Origin of the sequence: Saccharicrinis fermentans DSM 9555 = JCM 21142 (assembly GCF_000517085.1) — a bacterium.
Lineage (GTDB): Bacteria > Bacteroidota > Bacteroidia > Bacteroidales > Marinilabiliaceae > Saccharicrinis > Saccharicrinis fermentans.
The window spans coordinates 2271675-2287676 of sequence record NZ_KI912107.1 but is presented as its reverse complement, the minus strand read 5'-3'; the positions used below and the strand labels follow the sequence as shown (position 1 = coordinate 2287676).

Here is a 16002-nt window from a genome sequence, read left to right as displayed (position 1 = left end):
AAGTCTAATAGTTGTCAGAATATTCCAAAAACACCCACTAATTTCGATTAATTCCAAAAGATTCCAGTAAAACTTAGAGAATTCCAACGCTCCAATCGACATCCGGATTGGAGCATTTTTATTTTGCAATATGTAGCAGACCGCATATTTACTTTAGAGTGATCTATATTTTACTACGTACATGGTACATTGCTTGTTTTTGAAACTTCAGTTAATGTTCTTTTTGTCATTGCCACAAAAAGAACCAAAAAGGTCTAGAACAATAGATCACTACCTCCCCGGCATCAGCGAACCCAAATGATGTATTAGAACTTCGTCATGAGAATTAAAAGTGCAATCAATCAAGAACTTGTTGAGATGAGGCATAGCACCAGCTATGGTGAATTGAAACAAGTTAGCTGGCGACTTGATTGGCAGCAATTTTAGTTCGTAATAGATTTTCTAATGCAGCTTTTGGGTTATCTTTCCGTCCGGCACACACTTCTTTCGCGCTAGGCCAACCGCACTACCACCTCAAGTGCACCCAGGAAAACTTCTCTCCAACGCTGGCCCCGGGGCTATTGTTCTGGCCTACCCTGCGGTTCATTAGCTGATAGTTTCTTATACAAATGGAAGATATCCTTAAGATGAAAGTTTTTGAATTTGGATTTTTAATATTGAAAACTTCTGTGTTTTACTTGAATGCATTTAATAAATTGGAAATCTTGTTTCTGTATAGGGGGAAATAACTTTATTCTTGTGATATTTTTGTTGCTTATGCAAGAACACATATGTTCTTTTTATCATTGCCATAAAAAGGACCAAAAAGGTCTAGAACAATAGATCACTACCTCCCCGGCATCAGCTTCCCTTTCCGTCCGGCACACACTTCTTTCGCGCTAGGCCAACCGCACTACCACCTCAAGTGCGCCCAGGAAAACTTCTCTCCAACGCCGGCCCCGGGGCTATTGTTCTGGCCAACCCTGCGGTTCATTAACTGATAGCTTTGTACATTAATAGAAGATATCCTTTAGATGAGAGTTCTTGAATATGATTTTTTATAATTGAGAACTTCTATGTTTTACTTGAATGCATTTATTAAATTGGAAATATTGTTTCTGTATAGAGAGGATAGATTGATTCTTTTAATACATACCTTGCTCTTGCTGCTTATGCATACGTCCTTTTTACTCGGGAAGGTTTAATCTTCAAAGGCCCTTATGATAACTTCGTCATTATCATTGCCATAAAAAGGACCAAAAAGGTCTAGAACAATAGATCAAAAGGTCTAATTTTAATGGATTTCGTGATTTCCGCTACTCTACAATTCTGTTCGTCAGAACCGGAATCGAAGATCGGCGGAGCCAATTTGCCGTCGGTATTTGCTGCGCTAATCGCTCACAAATAATCTTCACTCCCAAGGTCACCCTTGACGACTACGTTTTTGCAGTAGCAAAAAGTGTCACTTGCTAACGGTTCGGAGCGTTACCTCCGCCCGTGATGGGACTTTACGAATACAAATGTTTATATTAAAGAATTCGTGAACTTCGTTTCACCCTCTGGATATTAAATAATACTCCACATTCCGAGGTTTATTGAAGATAATTTGTATTTTCAAACTTTTTCAACAACTTCGGGTGTGGGTGTACTGCAGCACATGCAGGGCACACACACGCGGTATAAAAAATTGCCGGGATAGTAGGTTATTAAAGGGTTGTAGCCCGCTCCAACTTTTGTGTAACTTGATAGGGAATCGCCCGCAATCGGCAACATTTCATACCGCCACCGTTAGTGTGCCACGAAGCTGTGGTAATCGAGTAGGTGTAAATCCTACCTAAATAATTTGCTGTTCATTTAGAAGAGCTGCCGACAGTTAAGCCCGTGAGGGTCTTCGCTGAAGCTCGGTATGTTCAAATGACCAAGCCGTAATGCGCAAGCGTGAACCCGTGGTAGCTTCGAGAAGTGTATCAGTAGATGGGGAGAGTTTTGACGGTCTTCGAACCCTGTTACGTTGTATGAATTAACAGCAATTTGAAATACAACGGTCTACCGGAGTCATAGGGATGGCGTGGTTATAGATGGATTATTACGGAACGTGGGAGGACTCTTGTTTTAAAGTTTGGCAATCTTAAACAGGCTGATATAAGCATAGCGAAATTCAGCAAGGAAACAAGAGAAGTCGGAGGAGCCCATAGTACCACAGACTGTAGCGACAACAAAACGCTGCATAGGGAAGGGGCTCTACTTTAGAGAAGCTTATATGGAAAACAGAACGACCTATATTGACGCAAGTCTATTAGTAAGTCCATCGTCATTTCTGACCGATGAAAGAGTTCGTGAATTCCAAAGGAAGCTATACATTAGAGCCAAGCAAGACAAGGAATTTAAAGCTTATAGTTTAAGCGACAAGATGAGCTTAGACTATGTGATAGAGGAATCCTATCGTAGAGTAAAACAGAATTATTCCAAAGGCACAGGAGTTGACAAGATGTCGTTTGCAGATATTGAGAAATATGGTGTATCCAAATTCCTCAAGGAGTTGCAAACAGAACTTCGTACCAATACCTACCGAAGTCAGGCTGTTCGTCAGGTAGAAATCCCGAAGGAGAAGAAAGGTGAGTTTCGCATGTTGGGTATTCCCACCATAAAAGACAGAGTAGCACAAATGGCTGTTAAGATGCTGATTGAGCCACTTTGGGAAGCCGACTTTATTACAACTTCATATGGATTTAGACCCAAACGGGGGGCACAGGATGCAATCAAGCAAATCAAACAGAATATCTACGATGGACATCATTTCATCTATGATGCAGATTTATCGAAATACTTCGATACCATTCCTCACGATAAACTGTTTGTACTGCTTAAAGAACGCATCAGTGACAAAGGAATTCTGGATATTATCGAACAGTGGTTAACAGCCCCAAAACAATTAAAGAACGGAAAGTTGTTGTCGAGTACAGCAGGTACGCCGCAAGGGAGGGGTTATTAGTCCATTGTTATCGAATATTTACCTACATGCTTTTGACCGAATAGTCAATAATTCAAAGAGTAAATTCTCCAAAAGCAAACATACGAATTGTGCGTTATGCCGATGACTTTGTGCTTATGGGAACTTACTATTACAGCAGAGAAATATTAGCACATATCGATTCATTAATGACACGGATGGGGCTTACCATCAATAAGGAAAAGACAACTATTTTGCATGTGCATAAGAAAAGCCTATTCTTTTTGGGGTTTGAGTTCAGGGTAATCCGCTCCAAATTCGCTTGGAACAGGAAGAACTATACCAATGTCCGCCCGAGTATGAAATCAAGGAGTAAACTCTTTGCCAACATTCGTGAGCTTTTAGCAAAACGTAGGCATTGGAAGATTGAACCTTTGCTTTACAAGCTCAACTCATTATTAATAGGTTGGCTTAATTATTTCTCTATAAATAAGGTAACGCACATTTGGGAAACCATAAAGGTTATCATCAAACACTTGGATTATAAACTATTTAAATGGCTCAAAAGCAAAGGACGTAAAGCGCACAAGTCGCTTCGCCAGCGACCATACAGTACTTTTGTACAAAGCAAAAGGCTGTTAGACTTGGAAAAGTATGCACGCTTGAAAACCCTTGCGAATTGAAAATCATGAACACCATTACAAGAAAGTATATAGTGAATAAAGCTCAATGAAGAACTCTATCGGTAAGCCGTATGAGGGAAAACTTCACGTACGGTTTGATGAAGGGGGCGCTGATAGTTTACTTATTATTGCTACTTTTAGAAGTAATAATGGGAGTAAGCTATCAGGCTCTACTCTACTGCCCAATTATAAAGAGATACGAAATAGATAGAAATGGCTCATTTAATTATATCAGAAAACGAACTTGAAGCGTATTATAAACTGATTTTAAAAATTAGGGAGTGCGGTGTTAAAAGTTCAAGATATTTGGAATTACTTAATTGTTTAGTTTCAATAAATCATTCAGAGGATGGATTTAATGATTTTATTCAATTCAAAAATGAATTTATAAATACAGTTGGTAATACCGCAAAATTATCTTTTAAAAGAGCGGACAGAGTTTATCAACCGGGAATTGATTTAATGACCAAACCAAATTATTTTAACCGGATGAATTCTATCGAAGAACTATTCAAAGATGAAATAATTAAAATCGACCAAATAAGTAATGTAATTTTTGAGCTTGCAGATAAACCTAAACATAGTCTTTTGACATTTACAATTTTTAGACCTTCAGATTTAATTGCAAAAAAACGCCCTGGATTTGTTCCATGTCCAATTGCTGGTGATTTTAAATTTCGAAATAATGAATTACAACTAAATATGTTCTTTAGAACAAATGATGCATTAAATTTTTTCTACCCTGATGTTTATTACTTGAGGCAGCTACAACATTATGTTTTAGACCAAGCAAAAAAAATCACAAGACATAAAAAACTTCAAAACGGAAGCATTGGTTCTTTAAATTTACATTTTTCCAGAATCTTTTTGCCGTTACGAATGGAAATGAGAAAAAGAGAGTATATTAATGGGACTGAAATTGAGAGTATTATTTCTGCACTTATTGATAAGTTACAATTAAAACAAAATTAAATTGTTATGTCATCAAATATTCCAAATCAACTAACTGAATCAGAAATTCAAAGTTTAATTAATAACGATTCAAGTTATGCTGGCTTAAAAGCTGAAGTTCAAAGGAATTTAACTTCCTTATTTGAAAATGAATCCTTTAACAATAGCGAAGCTGCAATTCAAGAACGGTTGTATAATATGATTAATTATGCAATTGGACGATTTGATTATTACTCCGAACAGAAACACAAATTTTTAAATTTGGGATTGAGTTTTATTGGAGTAAGTGCAACGTTTTTAGGGATACTTTTAAGTAATAGTAATTCAATACCTGATTTTTTAAAACTCTGTGGTTATATTAACTCAATCGTACTTTTCATTACTGGTATTATTATGTTGATTATATATAATAACTACATGACGGCAAATTACCCATATAGAAAGATTATGGATATTCATAGTTGGTATTTCAAATATAAATTTAGTGATAAGTTGGATTATCGATTAAGCAAGAAAAAAAAGAAAGCTGATAAGCAGTTGCTTGAAGTAACAAAAAGTTATATGAGCAGTGTTTACAATTGGACAAATAAATCAAAAACGAAGAACTATTTTTTAAAAGAGGATATTGAACAAGTTGCAATCCTGCAATTACTTCAAAAATATAGCAGGGATTGTGTAAATAAAATGAAAAAGACAATGAATTGGGGAATAGCTATTTTTATCTCTGTTCCTGTTTTAATACTCATCAAGGATTTGTTATTATTACTCATTGATTATCTTCAAAAAAAATAACTGGGCATAACAAAATGTAAATGTAATGCGGGTTTCAGTGGGTAATTCAACTGTAGTTCTTCGTTGCAACACCGCCAATTCGTCTTTGTCGATTGGCGTAAAAAAGAAAATATGAATAAACGAATTGGCTCCGTGCGGTTTTGAAAGTTCATCACTTTTAATCCCGCACTCCACTTACATAAACCGTTAGTGTGCCACGAAGCTGTGGTAATCCAGTAGGTGTAAATCCTACCTAAATAATTTTGTTAAAAGATTATTGCTTCGCTCAGCATAGCCCAAGTAAACTTGGCTCTGCGTTCGCTTATGGCAATAATTGCTGTTCATTTAGAAGAGCTGCCGACAGTTAAGCCCGTGAGGGTCTTCGCTGAAGCTCGGTATGTTCAAATGACCAAGCCGTAATGCGCAAGCGTGAACCCGTGGTAGCTTCGAGAAGTGTATCAGTAGATGGGGAGAGTTTTGACGGTCTTCGAACCCTGTTACGTTGTATGAATTAACAGCAATTTGAAATACAACGGTCTACCGGAGTCATAGGGATGGCGTGGTTATAGATGGATTATTACGGAACGTGGGAGGACTCTTGTTTTAAAGTTTGGCAATCTTAAACAGGCTGATATAAGCATAGCGAAATTCAGCAAGGAAACAAGAGAAGTCGGAGGAGCCCATAGTACCACAGACTGTAGCGACAACAAAACGCTGCATAGGGAAGGGGCTCTACTTTAGAGAAGCTTATATGGAAAACAGAACGACCTATATTGACGCAAGTCTATTAGTAAGTCCATCGTCATTTCTGACCGATGAAAGAGTTCGTGAATTCCAAAGGAAGCTATACATTAGAGCCAAGCAAGACAAGGAATTTAAAGCTTATAGTTTAAGCGACAAGATGAGCTTAGACTATGTGATAGAGGAATCCTATCGTAGAGTAAAACAGAATTATTCCAAAGGCACAGGAGTTGACAAGATGTCGTTTGCAGATATTGAGAAATATGGTGTATCCAAATTCCTCAAGGAGTTGCAAACAGAACTTCGTACCAATACCTACCGAAGTCAGGCTGTTCGTCAGGTAGAAATCCCGAAGGAGAAGAAAGGTGAGTTTCGCATGTTGGGTATTCCCACCATAAAAGACAGAGTAGCACAAATGGCTGTTAAGATGCTGATTGAGCCACTTTGGGAAGCCGACTTTATTACTACTTCATATGGATTTAGACCCAAACGGGGGGCACAGGATGCAATCAAGCAAATCAAACAGAATATCTACGATGGACATCATTTCATCTATGATGCAGATTTATCGAAATACTTCGATACCATTCCTCACGATAAACTGTTTGTACTGCTTAAAGAACGCATCAGTGACAAAGGAATTCTGGATATTATCGAACAGTGGTTAACAGCCCCAAAACAATTAAAGAACGGAAAGTTGTTGTCGAGTACAGCAGGTACGCCGCAAGGAGGGGTTATTAGTCCATTGTTATCGAATATTTACCTACATGCTTTTGACCGAATAGTCAATAATTCAAAGAGTAAATTCTCCAAAGCAAACATACGAATTGTGCGTTATGCCGATGACTTTGTGCTTATGGGAACTTACTATTACAGCAGAGAAATATTAGCACATATCGATTCATTAATGACACGGATGGGGCTTACCATCAATAAGGAAAAGACAACTATTTTGCATGTGCATAAGAAAAGCCTATTCTTTTTGGGGTTTGAGTTCAGGGTAATCCGCTCCAAATTCGCTTGGAACAGGAAGAACTATACCAACGTCCGCCCGAGTATGAAATCAAGGAGTAAACTCTTTGCCAACATTCGTGAGCTTTTAGCAAAACGTAGGCATTGGAAGATTGAACCTTTGCTTTACAAGCTCAACTCATTATTAATAGGTTGGCTTAATTATTTCTCTATAAATAAGGTAACGCACATTTGGGAAACCATAAAGGTTATCATCAAACACTTGGATTATAAACTATTTAAATGGCTCAAAAGCAAAGGACGTAAAGCGCACAAGTCGCTTCGCCAGCGACCATACAGTACTTTTGTACAAAGCAAAAGGCTGTTAGACTTGGAAAAGTATGCACGCTTGAAAACCCTTGCGAATTGAAAATCATGAACACCATTACAAGAAAGTATATAGTGAATAAAGCTCAATGAAGAACTCTATCGGTAAGCCGTATGAGGGAAAACTTCACGTACGGTTTGATGAAGGGGGCGCTGATAGTTTACTTATTATTGCTACTTTTAGAAGTAATAATGGGAGTAAGCTATCAGGCTCTACTCTACTGCAAAATTAAACAGACGCATTTTGGTCAAAAGATAAATTATATGAAAAAGCTTATCAAATACGGAAATGAGAATTCTCAATATGGAGAACTATACTTGCACGATACAAATTGTATTGGCACAGTTTGTCTTTTTCATGGGGGATTTTGGACTATGCCACATGATTTACATCAATTTGATAATGTTGCTCATGAGCTATTAAACTTAGGTTTCTGCGTTTGGAATATTGAATATAGGAGGATTGGAGAAACAAATCATAAATGGAGAGATGTTTTCGATGACGCAACAAAAGCAATTAATGAGTTGAATAATATTAAGAATATTTATAATCATGTAAATATAAATAACGTATTTGTTGTAGGACATTCAGCAGGAGGACATTTAGCTATTTGGCTTAACTCCCAAGACTTGAAAATTGATGTGAAGAAATTTATAGGACTTTCCCCGATATTGGATTTGGAAATTGCCTATTACAAAAATGCTGGTGATGGTTCTGTGGAAAAGTTACTTCATGGGAATCCCAATGAATTTCCAGAACGTTATTTATTCGGTTCTCCCATCAAATTAAAAAGGAAAAATAGTTCCGAACTTATTATTCATGGGAACATGGATGACTACGTTCCAATAAAATGGTCAAAATTATATCATGAGAAAATTAGAAAATTTACAGATATATCACATTTGATTGAACTTGAGGCTTGTGGGCATATGGATTTTATTGATTCCAAATCAAATGTATTTGATGTATTGAAATCAAATATAAGATAGAATGAAAAAATAACTTTGCATAATCGAATTCTAAGACTTAAACAAACATTTTTAAAGAATTAATTTCTAACTTTATTCTTGCCGAACAGCGACCGATGGTGATTATTATACCGAAGATTTCTTTGCATTGAGGTATGCTTTATTTAAGGCATACCTTTTCCTTTTACACAGGCATCGAACCTGTATAAAAGGAGCCGAACAACTCCCTTAAGATCCTATTTTCCGAATATAATTAACCTGCCTGGCGTATTTTCACAAATGGAGTTCCTCTATTTATCACAGCAAAAACTCTAGTAATAAGCTTAAATTTAATCGCATTCATAATTACCCCATGCTCCTTACCATCCTTTGCTTTTCGATCATAATATATGCGTAATTCAGGATCATTCTGAACGGCAGAACGAGCTGCATTATTTAAGTTTGCCTTAATTCGCTTGTTAGCTATATGGCTCACTCGGGTCTTACCACGAATACTTGTTCCCGAAATATGCTCAAATGGTGCCACTCCTCCATAGCAAGCATATTTTCTTGCATCGGTAAAGCTCTGAAAATTGCATGTGTAAACAATAAACAAAATTGAATTTACCAGACCTATTCCGATTACACTTCTGACCAGTTCATAATTCTTAAAAACATTAGGTTCCGAGTTTATTACCTGTTCCATCTCCCGTTCAATACTACTTATATCCTTTGCAAGCAGGGCTATCCTACATTTTATCCTTTTAATTGTTCCTCTAGTATTGGTTTCCTTTAATTCATGAATCACAATCTTTTCGGATGTTTGCACTTTAACCAGTCGCTCTCGTTCATTAATCAATCCTCGTAATATTTGAATTGACTTTAATGGTAATACTGTTTGAGGTAATTCAGCCCTATGCAAATAGCAAAATCTTGAAATCTGAAAAGAATCAATCTTATCATTCTTACCCCTCACTATACCTAAAGAACGTTTAATGTGCAAAGGTGAAACCATTGAGTAACTACATTTATTTTTTTCTAGAAACACAGCAATTTTAATACTGTAAACGCCTGTATGTTCCATACAAAACAGCGCTTCCTTAGGATTAGCGCCTTGTTTTATTAACCATTTAATTATAGCACGATTTCCCTTATTGTCATTAGCTGATTGATAATGGAGGAGATTTATTACCATGATCTATTAAATACAAGGTAACACCTAAAGTTCTTTTTGAAACATCAATTCCGACAAACCATTTGTAATTCATAACGTTGTATTTAGGTGAGTAATAATAAACCGATACATTAAAAAAACTAACTCCTTTAATAAGCCTGAAAACTTAAGATTCTAACTGGTTCATTTCAATGAAAGAGTAAAAGACTAATTCGATTGATAGTCCTAAAAAACTGGAGTAGACCTTAGTTCACTTTTACTCTTTTCGGTTAATTCAAAACTAAGTTATTTTAATCTGATTGTCCAATACAAAGCTAAAGGAGTAGCCAGCCGCTAGGCACATAGCCTAGCGGAGAAGCTCTCACAGCACCGTACGTACAATGTCGTTAAGTTAAGGATTTCTTGATATTTTTAAGTATATTAGAAGTGTAATAAGGAAAAGAAAAGCAGAGGAGCTCTTTTTGTAGAAGGGCTTTTTTCTCACTCTCTAAAAGCTATTGATAATGAAGGTTTTATCAATGGAAGAAAATGTTCGGAAGAAGACTTTACTCGTAATCGAAAGTTGTCTTTTAAAGATTTATTAATATCCCTAATGTGTTTTAGCCGTCCAAGTGTTCAAACAGAATTAGATCGGTTTTTTAAAGCTCTTTCAAAATCTCCTGATTCATTTCAAACAATTTCAAAAAGTAAATTTATTTGCTAAATTTGGTGTAGTTAAACATATTAAAAAATAAAAAGCATTGTTTTTAGACCCCGTTATTGAACGTAAAAAAACCACTAAATAACGACATAAAATAAAAATAATGACAATTGGCTTAGTATATAACTTGGCAACAATGCAATAATATACATAATGAAGAATATTTTCATATTATTTTTTGTAATATGTTGGCATAACACAACATGTGCATCTAATCTATTGACTCGAAAAATGGAAGAAAAAAGCCTTATTGATAACGAGGTTACGAACGAGTCTTCAGTTATTTCTTTAGAATCAATAACCGGCTTATGGTTAAATAAAGAATGTAATATATCATTCCAAATTTCTGGGAGTATTAATGCTTTGACTTATGTTTTTACTTCTGAAAAGAGAAAATTGACAGGCTCTGTAGACATAAAGGAAGAAGGAACGAATGATGTTTATATTATTTTTAACGGAATTGAGTGGAGTGAGTATTTAGGAGAATTAGGGCCTGAATATTTTGAAGATATTCCAGATTCATTAGTTCACGAGAAGCCTGAACTTATCCTTCCCACCACAATAAGCGCTTTATATAGTTCTGAAGAATCAAATTTTGTAATTCAAAATTATGGAAACTCCATGAATTACTATGTTAAACTAAGTGAGGGGTGTGATAAATATATATACTTCAGTAAACAAGAAAACCTTCAAGCAGACACATTAGGTGTTCTAACAAATTTGATTTCTAAAACAATCAAAGATTATTCTGTGTTCTATTGGCAAAATGGAGATATAAACAATGATAAAATTGATGATTACATAGTGGTTATGCAGAGTGATATTTCTAATAGTGAATTGACTAGCTTGTCAGACACCTACGAGCGAAAAGTTGTGCTTTTAGAAACCATTGAAAACTTTCCGAATGTAAAAATTTCGGCAATAAATAGTAACTTAATCGATTGTTCTACATGTGGAGGTGCAGGTGTCGGAGATCCTTTTCAAGGAATTACTATTAAGAATAATTATTTTTCATTTGAGCAATTATATGGAGCGTGTGATAAATCTTTTGTAGTTACTACATTTAAATTTGATATTAATAGTGGCAAGTGGTATTTACATAGCATAGGTAGTGATAATTATTCTTGTAGAAATGTTGAATCAGGTAACGTAAATGTATCTCACACAAGTAAAAGAAAAAAGGATTTTGGGTTAATAGAATTTGAAAACTTTGAGAGGATTGATATATTCTAGTTTTAAACGTCTTGTTAATAGAAAGTACTGTTACTTGTCGAGTAGAAAAAGAGGAGATGCACCCCTAATCCTTTCATCATGACTTTTTACGCCACAAAAAGTACGTACGTTAACTTCGTTATTTCTCTTTATAAATTGAATATGATTTTAAGTCTTTCGAACGTAAAGGCTATAACGATATTTTTCATTCAATGAGTGATTCTCATATAAGTACCTAATTATCAAGAGGTAGACCGTATGTTGGGCCAGAACAATAGTCTCGGGGCCGGCGTTGGCGAGAAGTTTTTGACGAAAGAATATTGTTATAATAAGGTGCTACCGCACGAGGGAACTCGTGCGGTAGCGGTGCGTTCTAATGCATCATTGGGGTTTGAATGTTCCCTTTGTCCTTTTTTTTGAACCATTTTTCATGAAGGTGAAGGATATCCAAGAATTAATACTATCCTATTGTTATACATGTAGACCTATGTTAATAGTAGTCCCAGAAATCGTATTTTTCGCCGGTAAACTTATTATCATCGCCCAGTTCTTCTGCTTTTTCCTTCATTTCTTTTTGCATGGTTTTTACCAGATCAAAGTATTGAGGAAGAAAAGCAAGGTTGGTTGTTTCCCAAGGATCGTTTTTTATATTGAATAACAATGTTGTTCTAGATCCACGTGTTAGTTCCCCTAGTTTCCAATCTTTGTCTGGAGCTTTCACAAACTCTAATAACTTATAATCGCCTTTACGGTAAGCACGTTGATGTTGACGGTATGCGTTGTAGATATAATCTCTGACCTGTTTTTTTTCACCTTTAATCACCGGCATCATGCTTTTTCCGGTAACCGAAGCAGGTATTTCTATATTGGCCAAGTCGCAAAGGGTAGGATAGATGTCGTGGATATAGCAAAGGGCATCGTACCTTACTCCGCTTTCTTTGATAGCTCCTCCTGATATTACAAATGGAACATGAATTCCGTCTTCATTATATACACTTTGTTTACCCATTAAACCATGGCATCCCACAGCTAAGCCACTGTCTCCTGAAAATACAATGATGGTGTTATCATATTGGCCACTTTCTTTGAGTGCAGCGATCACTTTTCCTATTTGTGCGTCTAAATGAGTGATAATGGCATAGTAAGCTGCTAGATGTTCTTTGGCTACTTCTGGAGTTCGGGGCCAGGGAGCCAGTTCTTCATCACGTAAAAACATATGGCCATTATCAAATGGATGTTGGGGCATGTACGATTGTGGTAAATGGATACTCTCTATGGGATACATGTCTCGGTATTTTTTGGGCGCCTGACGAGGATCATGGGGGGCATGAAAAGCCAAGTACATACAAAAGGGCTTTTTATCATGATAGTTTTTAATATAGCTGGCGGCGTTTCGGGCAAATATCTCAGAGGAATGTGGAGCATCAGCCTCCGTTCCAGTGGGTCCTCTTTTATCGGTTTTGGCTACAGGACGTCGGACTTCATTACCTTGTTCGTCGTAGTATAATAAATAGGCATCTTTCTTGGGAAATGCGCCTGTTTTGTCCCAGTCCCACAAAGGCATGCGATAGTGATCTGTTAAGTATACACCTATTCCCATTACCGTTTGTCCATCATTGAAAGAACGGGTGAGTGAAGCTCTATCTTGATGCCATTTTCCTATCATATGAGTGTTGTAACCTGCTTTACTGAAGGCTTCGCCAAATGTGGTGTGTTCTACAGGAATATCATGCCCCTGTCCGTGTAATTTAAATAGTTGACGACCGGTGTTTAACATTGCACGGCTTGGCATACAAGTGGCACCTGAAAATGAACCCATTAAAAAGGCATTGTCGAATATGATACCGTTGTTGGCCAACTGGTCGATGTTGGGGGTACGCACAGCTTGTCCTCCAAGGGCATGTACGCCTGAGTACCTGTGGTCATCGGTGTAAATCACCAATACATTGGGTTTTTTGCTCTTTTTGGCATAGGAGCTGAGTGATAAAGTACACAGTAGTGCAACACAACTCCATTTGATGAATTTTTTTGTTGTCATTAGAATTTTATTTTTACATCCGAATATTAACTACAAGAGAAAAAGAATAGATAATATTGGTAATGCTTGTTTCATTATAAGGGGCGATTTACTGTTTTGCTTTCTCAGTCGTTGTCTCAATCACATCGTCCATCCAGATTTCATTTCTCTCATCTTTTGCACGATGGCTAAAGTGTAAGTTTTGTGTTTCTAGTTTTTCAATATGACGGGCAAACATGTTACTGGCTGGCAGTACACCAAAAAAACTAAATTCAGGATAACGTTTTTCATCCTCTGCAATTTGATTTTTAGCTTGTGCTTTGGTTCCACAGCCGGGTAATGAAATATCGATGTTGTGGAGTGTCACTTTACCTATTCTATGCTGTGGTGTACCCGTGATTAGAATGCCTGAGGGAGGATTTACCCTACATTCTGCGGTATCTCTTACGACAGCTTTGATGTTTCTTAGTACAATGTTGTTAATAGATCCGACTTTTTGTTTAGGTGCATTTCGGTAAGTACGGAGTCGTTCTCCCAGACGTATAAAGATGGGCATTTCCACACGATCCATTGTAATATTACTGATGGTGATACTATCAATATTGGCACCATCCATACTCAATATTTTGATTCCACCACCCCGGGTGTCTTGGATGGTACAGTTATCGACGGTAATATTTTTAAAGTCGCCCATTGATTCTGTACCGAATTTGATGGTTCCCCAATCACTTTTGAGGTGACAGTTACTAATCATTACATCTTGAGTGGGCATAGGAGATGTGCTTTTGATACAAATGGCATCGTCACCACTATCGATATGACAGTTGCGAATGATGGCATCCCTGCTGGAATCTAAATCAATACCGTCGTTATTTCTGTGTGCATGCGAATAGATGTCTATACCATCCACCAAAATATTCTTACATTGAAATATATGTAAGGTCCATGCCGCGGGCTGTCTTAATTGCACCCCCTGAATGTTTATGTTAGTTGATTTTACCAAGCGAATTAAAAATGGACGATTGTTGGCAAAATCGTTGAGTTTACTTCTGTCAACCCCTAAGTCTTTCATGGTTTTTAAAAGCGCTGGTTTTTTTAAGAGTTGACCGCGCCCAACGATGGTTCCTTCGCCTGTAATGGCAATGTTATGGGCATTTTCGGCTCCTACCAGACATTTGCCTCTTACTTGGTTCACTGCATCTGTGAATGGGTCAATGGTGATATAATCGTTGGGGTTTTTACTTCCCACCAACTGAGCTCCTTTTTCAAGATGAAGGGTCACGTTATCTTTCAATAGAACTGTTCCCGATATAAAAGCACCTCTTGGTATAATCACTGTACCTCCTCCTGCATCATTACACGCATCAATCGCTTTTTGAATGAAAGTGGAATTAATGGTTGTACTGTCAGCTATAGCTCCACAGTCAAGTATATTGACTTTCTTAGGATGCGTTTGGCATGAGAGAAAGAAGAGATATGGAATAAATATTAGATTATATAATTTTTTCATATGATTATAATTTATTTTCAATGGCTATATGAAACTTACCCGGGCTAATTAAACTTACAGGCATCGTTCGTTTTGTATATGCTGATTATTTATTTAGATTCTAATAGATGATTATTTAAGGTATTGAGCCATGTGGTGGCCAGGTTAGCCCAGTCGGGAGCATCTTTTCGGCTTATTCCCAGTCCAAATCCATGTCCTCCTGTTGGATAAATATGCATGGTGGTTTTTACTTTGTTTTTTACCAAGGCTTGATACATTTTAATAGAGTTTTCGATAGGTACAGCAGGATCGTCACCAGCATGTAAAATAAATGTGGGAGGCGTGTTTTCTGTCACCTGTAACTCATTGGAGAACGCTGTAATCAATTCCTCCGACGGAGTCTCTCCAAGCAAGTTTTTTCTTGATCCATAATGGGTAATTCCTTTTTTCATGCTGATGACAGGATAAATCAACATCATAAAATCGGGGCGAATCTTTTCCTTATCTATATCGTCTTTGGCATTGTAATATGCTTTTTTGTAGTGGGTACCCAGGGTAGATGCCAGGTGGCCTCCTGCTGAAAACCCAATAACTCCTATTTTATTTTTGTCGAGGTTAAACTCTTGGGCGTGATAACGAATATATCTAATAGCTCGTTGCGCATCCTGAATAGGGGCCTTGTAGGAGGTAAGCACCGATTCGGCCTGTGGCATCCGGTATTTTAATACAAAAGCTGCAATGCCTTTGCTGTTGAGCCATTTGGCTACATCTGTTCCTTCCCAGTCGTAAGACACTCCGCTATAACCACCTCCAGGACAAATTAAAACGGCCATCCCGTTAGCACTTTGTTTGGATGGTAAAAAGGCTTCTATTCCAGGTTGTTGTATGTTTTTGATAAAGATGATATCACGAGGCGGAATTGTTTCTTTACCCTTTGATTTTTGGAAGTTAGGAATCGCGTTTTTTTTCCATAGGGGCGTTGTATGCTGCGCAGGCATGAGTCCAAAATAGAATAAAAGAAGTAGAATGTTTACTAGCTTATACATGAT

Annotated in this window: 13 protein-coding genes; 9 read left to right on the top strand and 4 right to left on the bottom strand. The window is 37.0% G+C overall.

What is annotated here, in order from left to right:
* Nucleotides 1-2239 precede the first annotated feature (2239 nt).
* The 8 genes from CYTFE_RS31460 to CYTFE_RS0108895 all read left to right on the top strand — a co-directional run bounded on the left by CYTFE_RS31460 (nucleotide 2240) and on the right by CYTFE_RS0108895 (nucleotide 8403).
* Entirely contained in the window at nucleotides 2240-2971 is a 732-nt protein-coding gene (locus tag CYTFE_RS31460) for a reverse transcriptase domain-containing protein (protein ID WP_211238160.1), read from the top strand.
* A gap of 47 nt (nucleotides 2972-3018) precedes the next feature.
* Nucleotides 3019-3612, top strand: a complete 594-nt coding sequence (locus CYTFE_RS31455; RefSeq protein ID WP_316929583.1) for a group II intron maturase-specific domain-containing protein — start codon at nucleotides 3019-3021, stop codon at nucleotides 3610-3612.
* Nucleotides 3613-3658: 46 nt separating this feature from the next.
* Nucleotides 3659-3823 carry a hypothetical protein gene (locus CYTFE_RS29920; protein WP_154665643.1) on the top strand — a complete coding sequence of 55 codons (165 nt, stop codon included), beginning with the start codon at nucleotides 3659-3661 and terminating at the stop codon, nucleotides 3821-3823.
* Between the two features lie 2 nt (nucleotides 3824-3825).
* Nucleotides 3826-4584 carry a thymidylate synthase family protein gene (locus CYTFE_RS0108910; RefSeq protein ID WP_027471522.1) on the top strand — a complete coding sequence of 253 codons (759 nt, stop codon included), beginning with the start codon at nucleotides 3826-3828 and terminating at the stop codon, nucleotides 4582-4584.
* Nucleotides 4585-4590: 6 nt separating this feature from the next.
* Complete coding sequence (locus CYTFE_RS0108905) at nucleotides 4591-5355, top strand: hypothetical protein (protein ID WP_027471521.1); 765 nt, start codon at nucleotides 4591-4593, stop codon at nucleotides 5353-5355.
* Between the two features lie 730 nt (nucleotides 5356-6085).
* On the top strand, nucleotides 6086-7456 hold the full coding sequence (gene ltrA / locus CYTFE_RS0108900; RefSeq protein WP_027471520.1) for a group II intron reverse transcriptase/maturase: 1371 nt from the start codon (nucleotides 6086-6088) through the stop codon (nucleotides 7454-7456).
* A gap of 46 nt (nucleotides 7457-7502) precedes the next feature.
* Entirely contained in the window at nucleotides 7503-7646 is a 144-nt protein-coding gene (locus CYTFE_RS30340) for a hypothetical protein (RefSeq protein WP_162150081.1), read from the top strand.
* Nucleotides 7647-7677: 31 nt separating this feature from the next.
* Complete coding sequence (locus tag CYTFE_RS0108895) at nucleotides 7678-8403, top strand: alpha/beta hydrolase family protein (protein ID WP_152541944.1); 726 nt, start codon at nucleotides 7678-7680, stop codon at nucleotides 8401-8403.
* 232 nt (nucleotides 8404-8635) lie between these two features.
* Here the strand turns inward: CYTFE_RS0108895 and CYTFE_RS25755 are convergent, their stop codons facing one another.
* The gene (locus CYTFE_RS25755; protein WP_052343101.1) at nucleotides 8636-9556 is read right to left on the bottom strand and encodes an IS110 family transposase; all 921 of its coding nucleotides are present in this window, start codon (nucleotides 9554-9556) and stop codon (nucleotides 8636-8638) included.
* A 910-nt stretch (nucleotides 9557-10466) separates the two neighbouring features.
* On the opposite strand from CYTFE_RS25755, the gene CYTFE_RS0108885 reads away from it, so the two are divergent.
* Nucleotides 10467-11468 carry a hypothetical protein gene (locus CYTFE_RS0108885; protein WP_027471518.1) on the top strand — a complete coding sequence of 334 codons (1002 nt, stop codon included), beginning with the start codon at nucleotides 10467-10469 and terminating at the stop codon, nucleotides 11466-11468.
* Between the two features lie 469 nt (nucleotides 11469-11937).
* Here CYTFE_RS0108885 and CYTFE_RS0108880 read toward each other — a convergent pair whose 3' ends face one another.
* The 3 genes from CYTFE_RS0108880 to CYTFE_RS25745 all read right to left on the bottom strand — a co-directional run bounded on the left by CYTFE_RS0108880 (nucleotide 11938) and on the right by CYTFE_RS25745 (nucleotide 15999).
* Nucleotides 11938-13485 (bottom strand): sulfatase-like hydrolase/transferase, encoded by a 1548-nt coding sequence (locus CYTFE_RS0108880; RefSeq protein ID WP_044214197.1) that lies wholly within the window; start codon nucleotides 13483-13485, stop codon nucleotides 11938-11940.
* Between the two features lie 88 nt (nucleotides 13486-13573).
* Nucleotides 13574-14974: a glycoside hydrolase family 28 protein gene (locus CYTFE_RS25750; RefSeq protein WP_044214196.1), complete on the bottom strand. Its 1401-nt coding sequence runs from the start codon at nucleotides 14972-14974 to the stop codon at nucleotides 13574-13576.
* 89 nt (nucleotides 14975-15063) lie between these two features.
* Entirely contained in the window at nucleotides 15064-15999 is a 936-nt protein-coding gene (locus CYTFE_RS25745) for an alpha/beta hydrolase (protein WP_044214195.1), read from the bottom strand.
* Nucleotides 16000-16002: the final 3 nt, after the last annotated feature.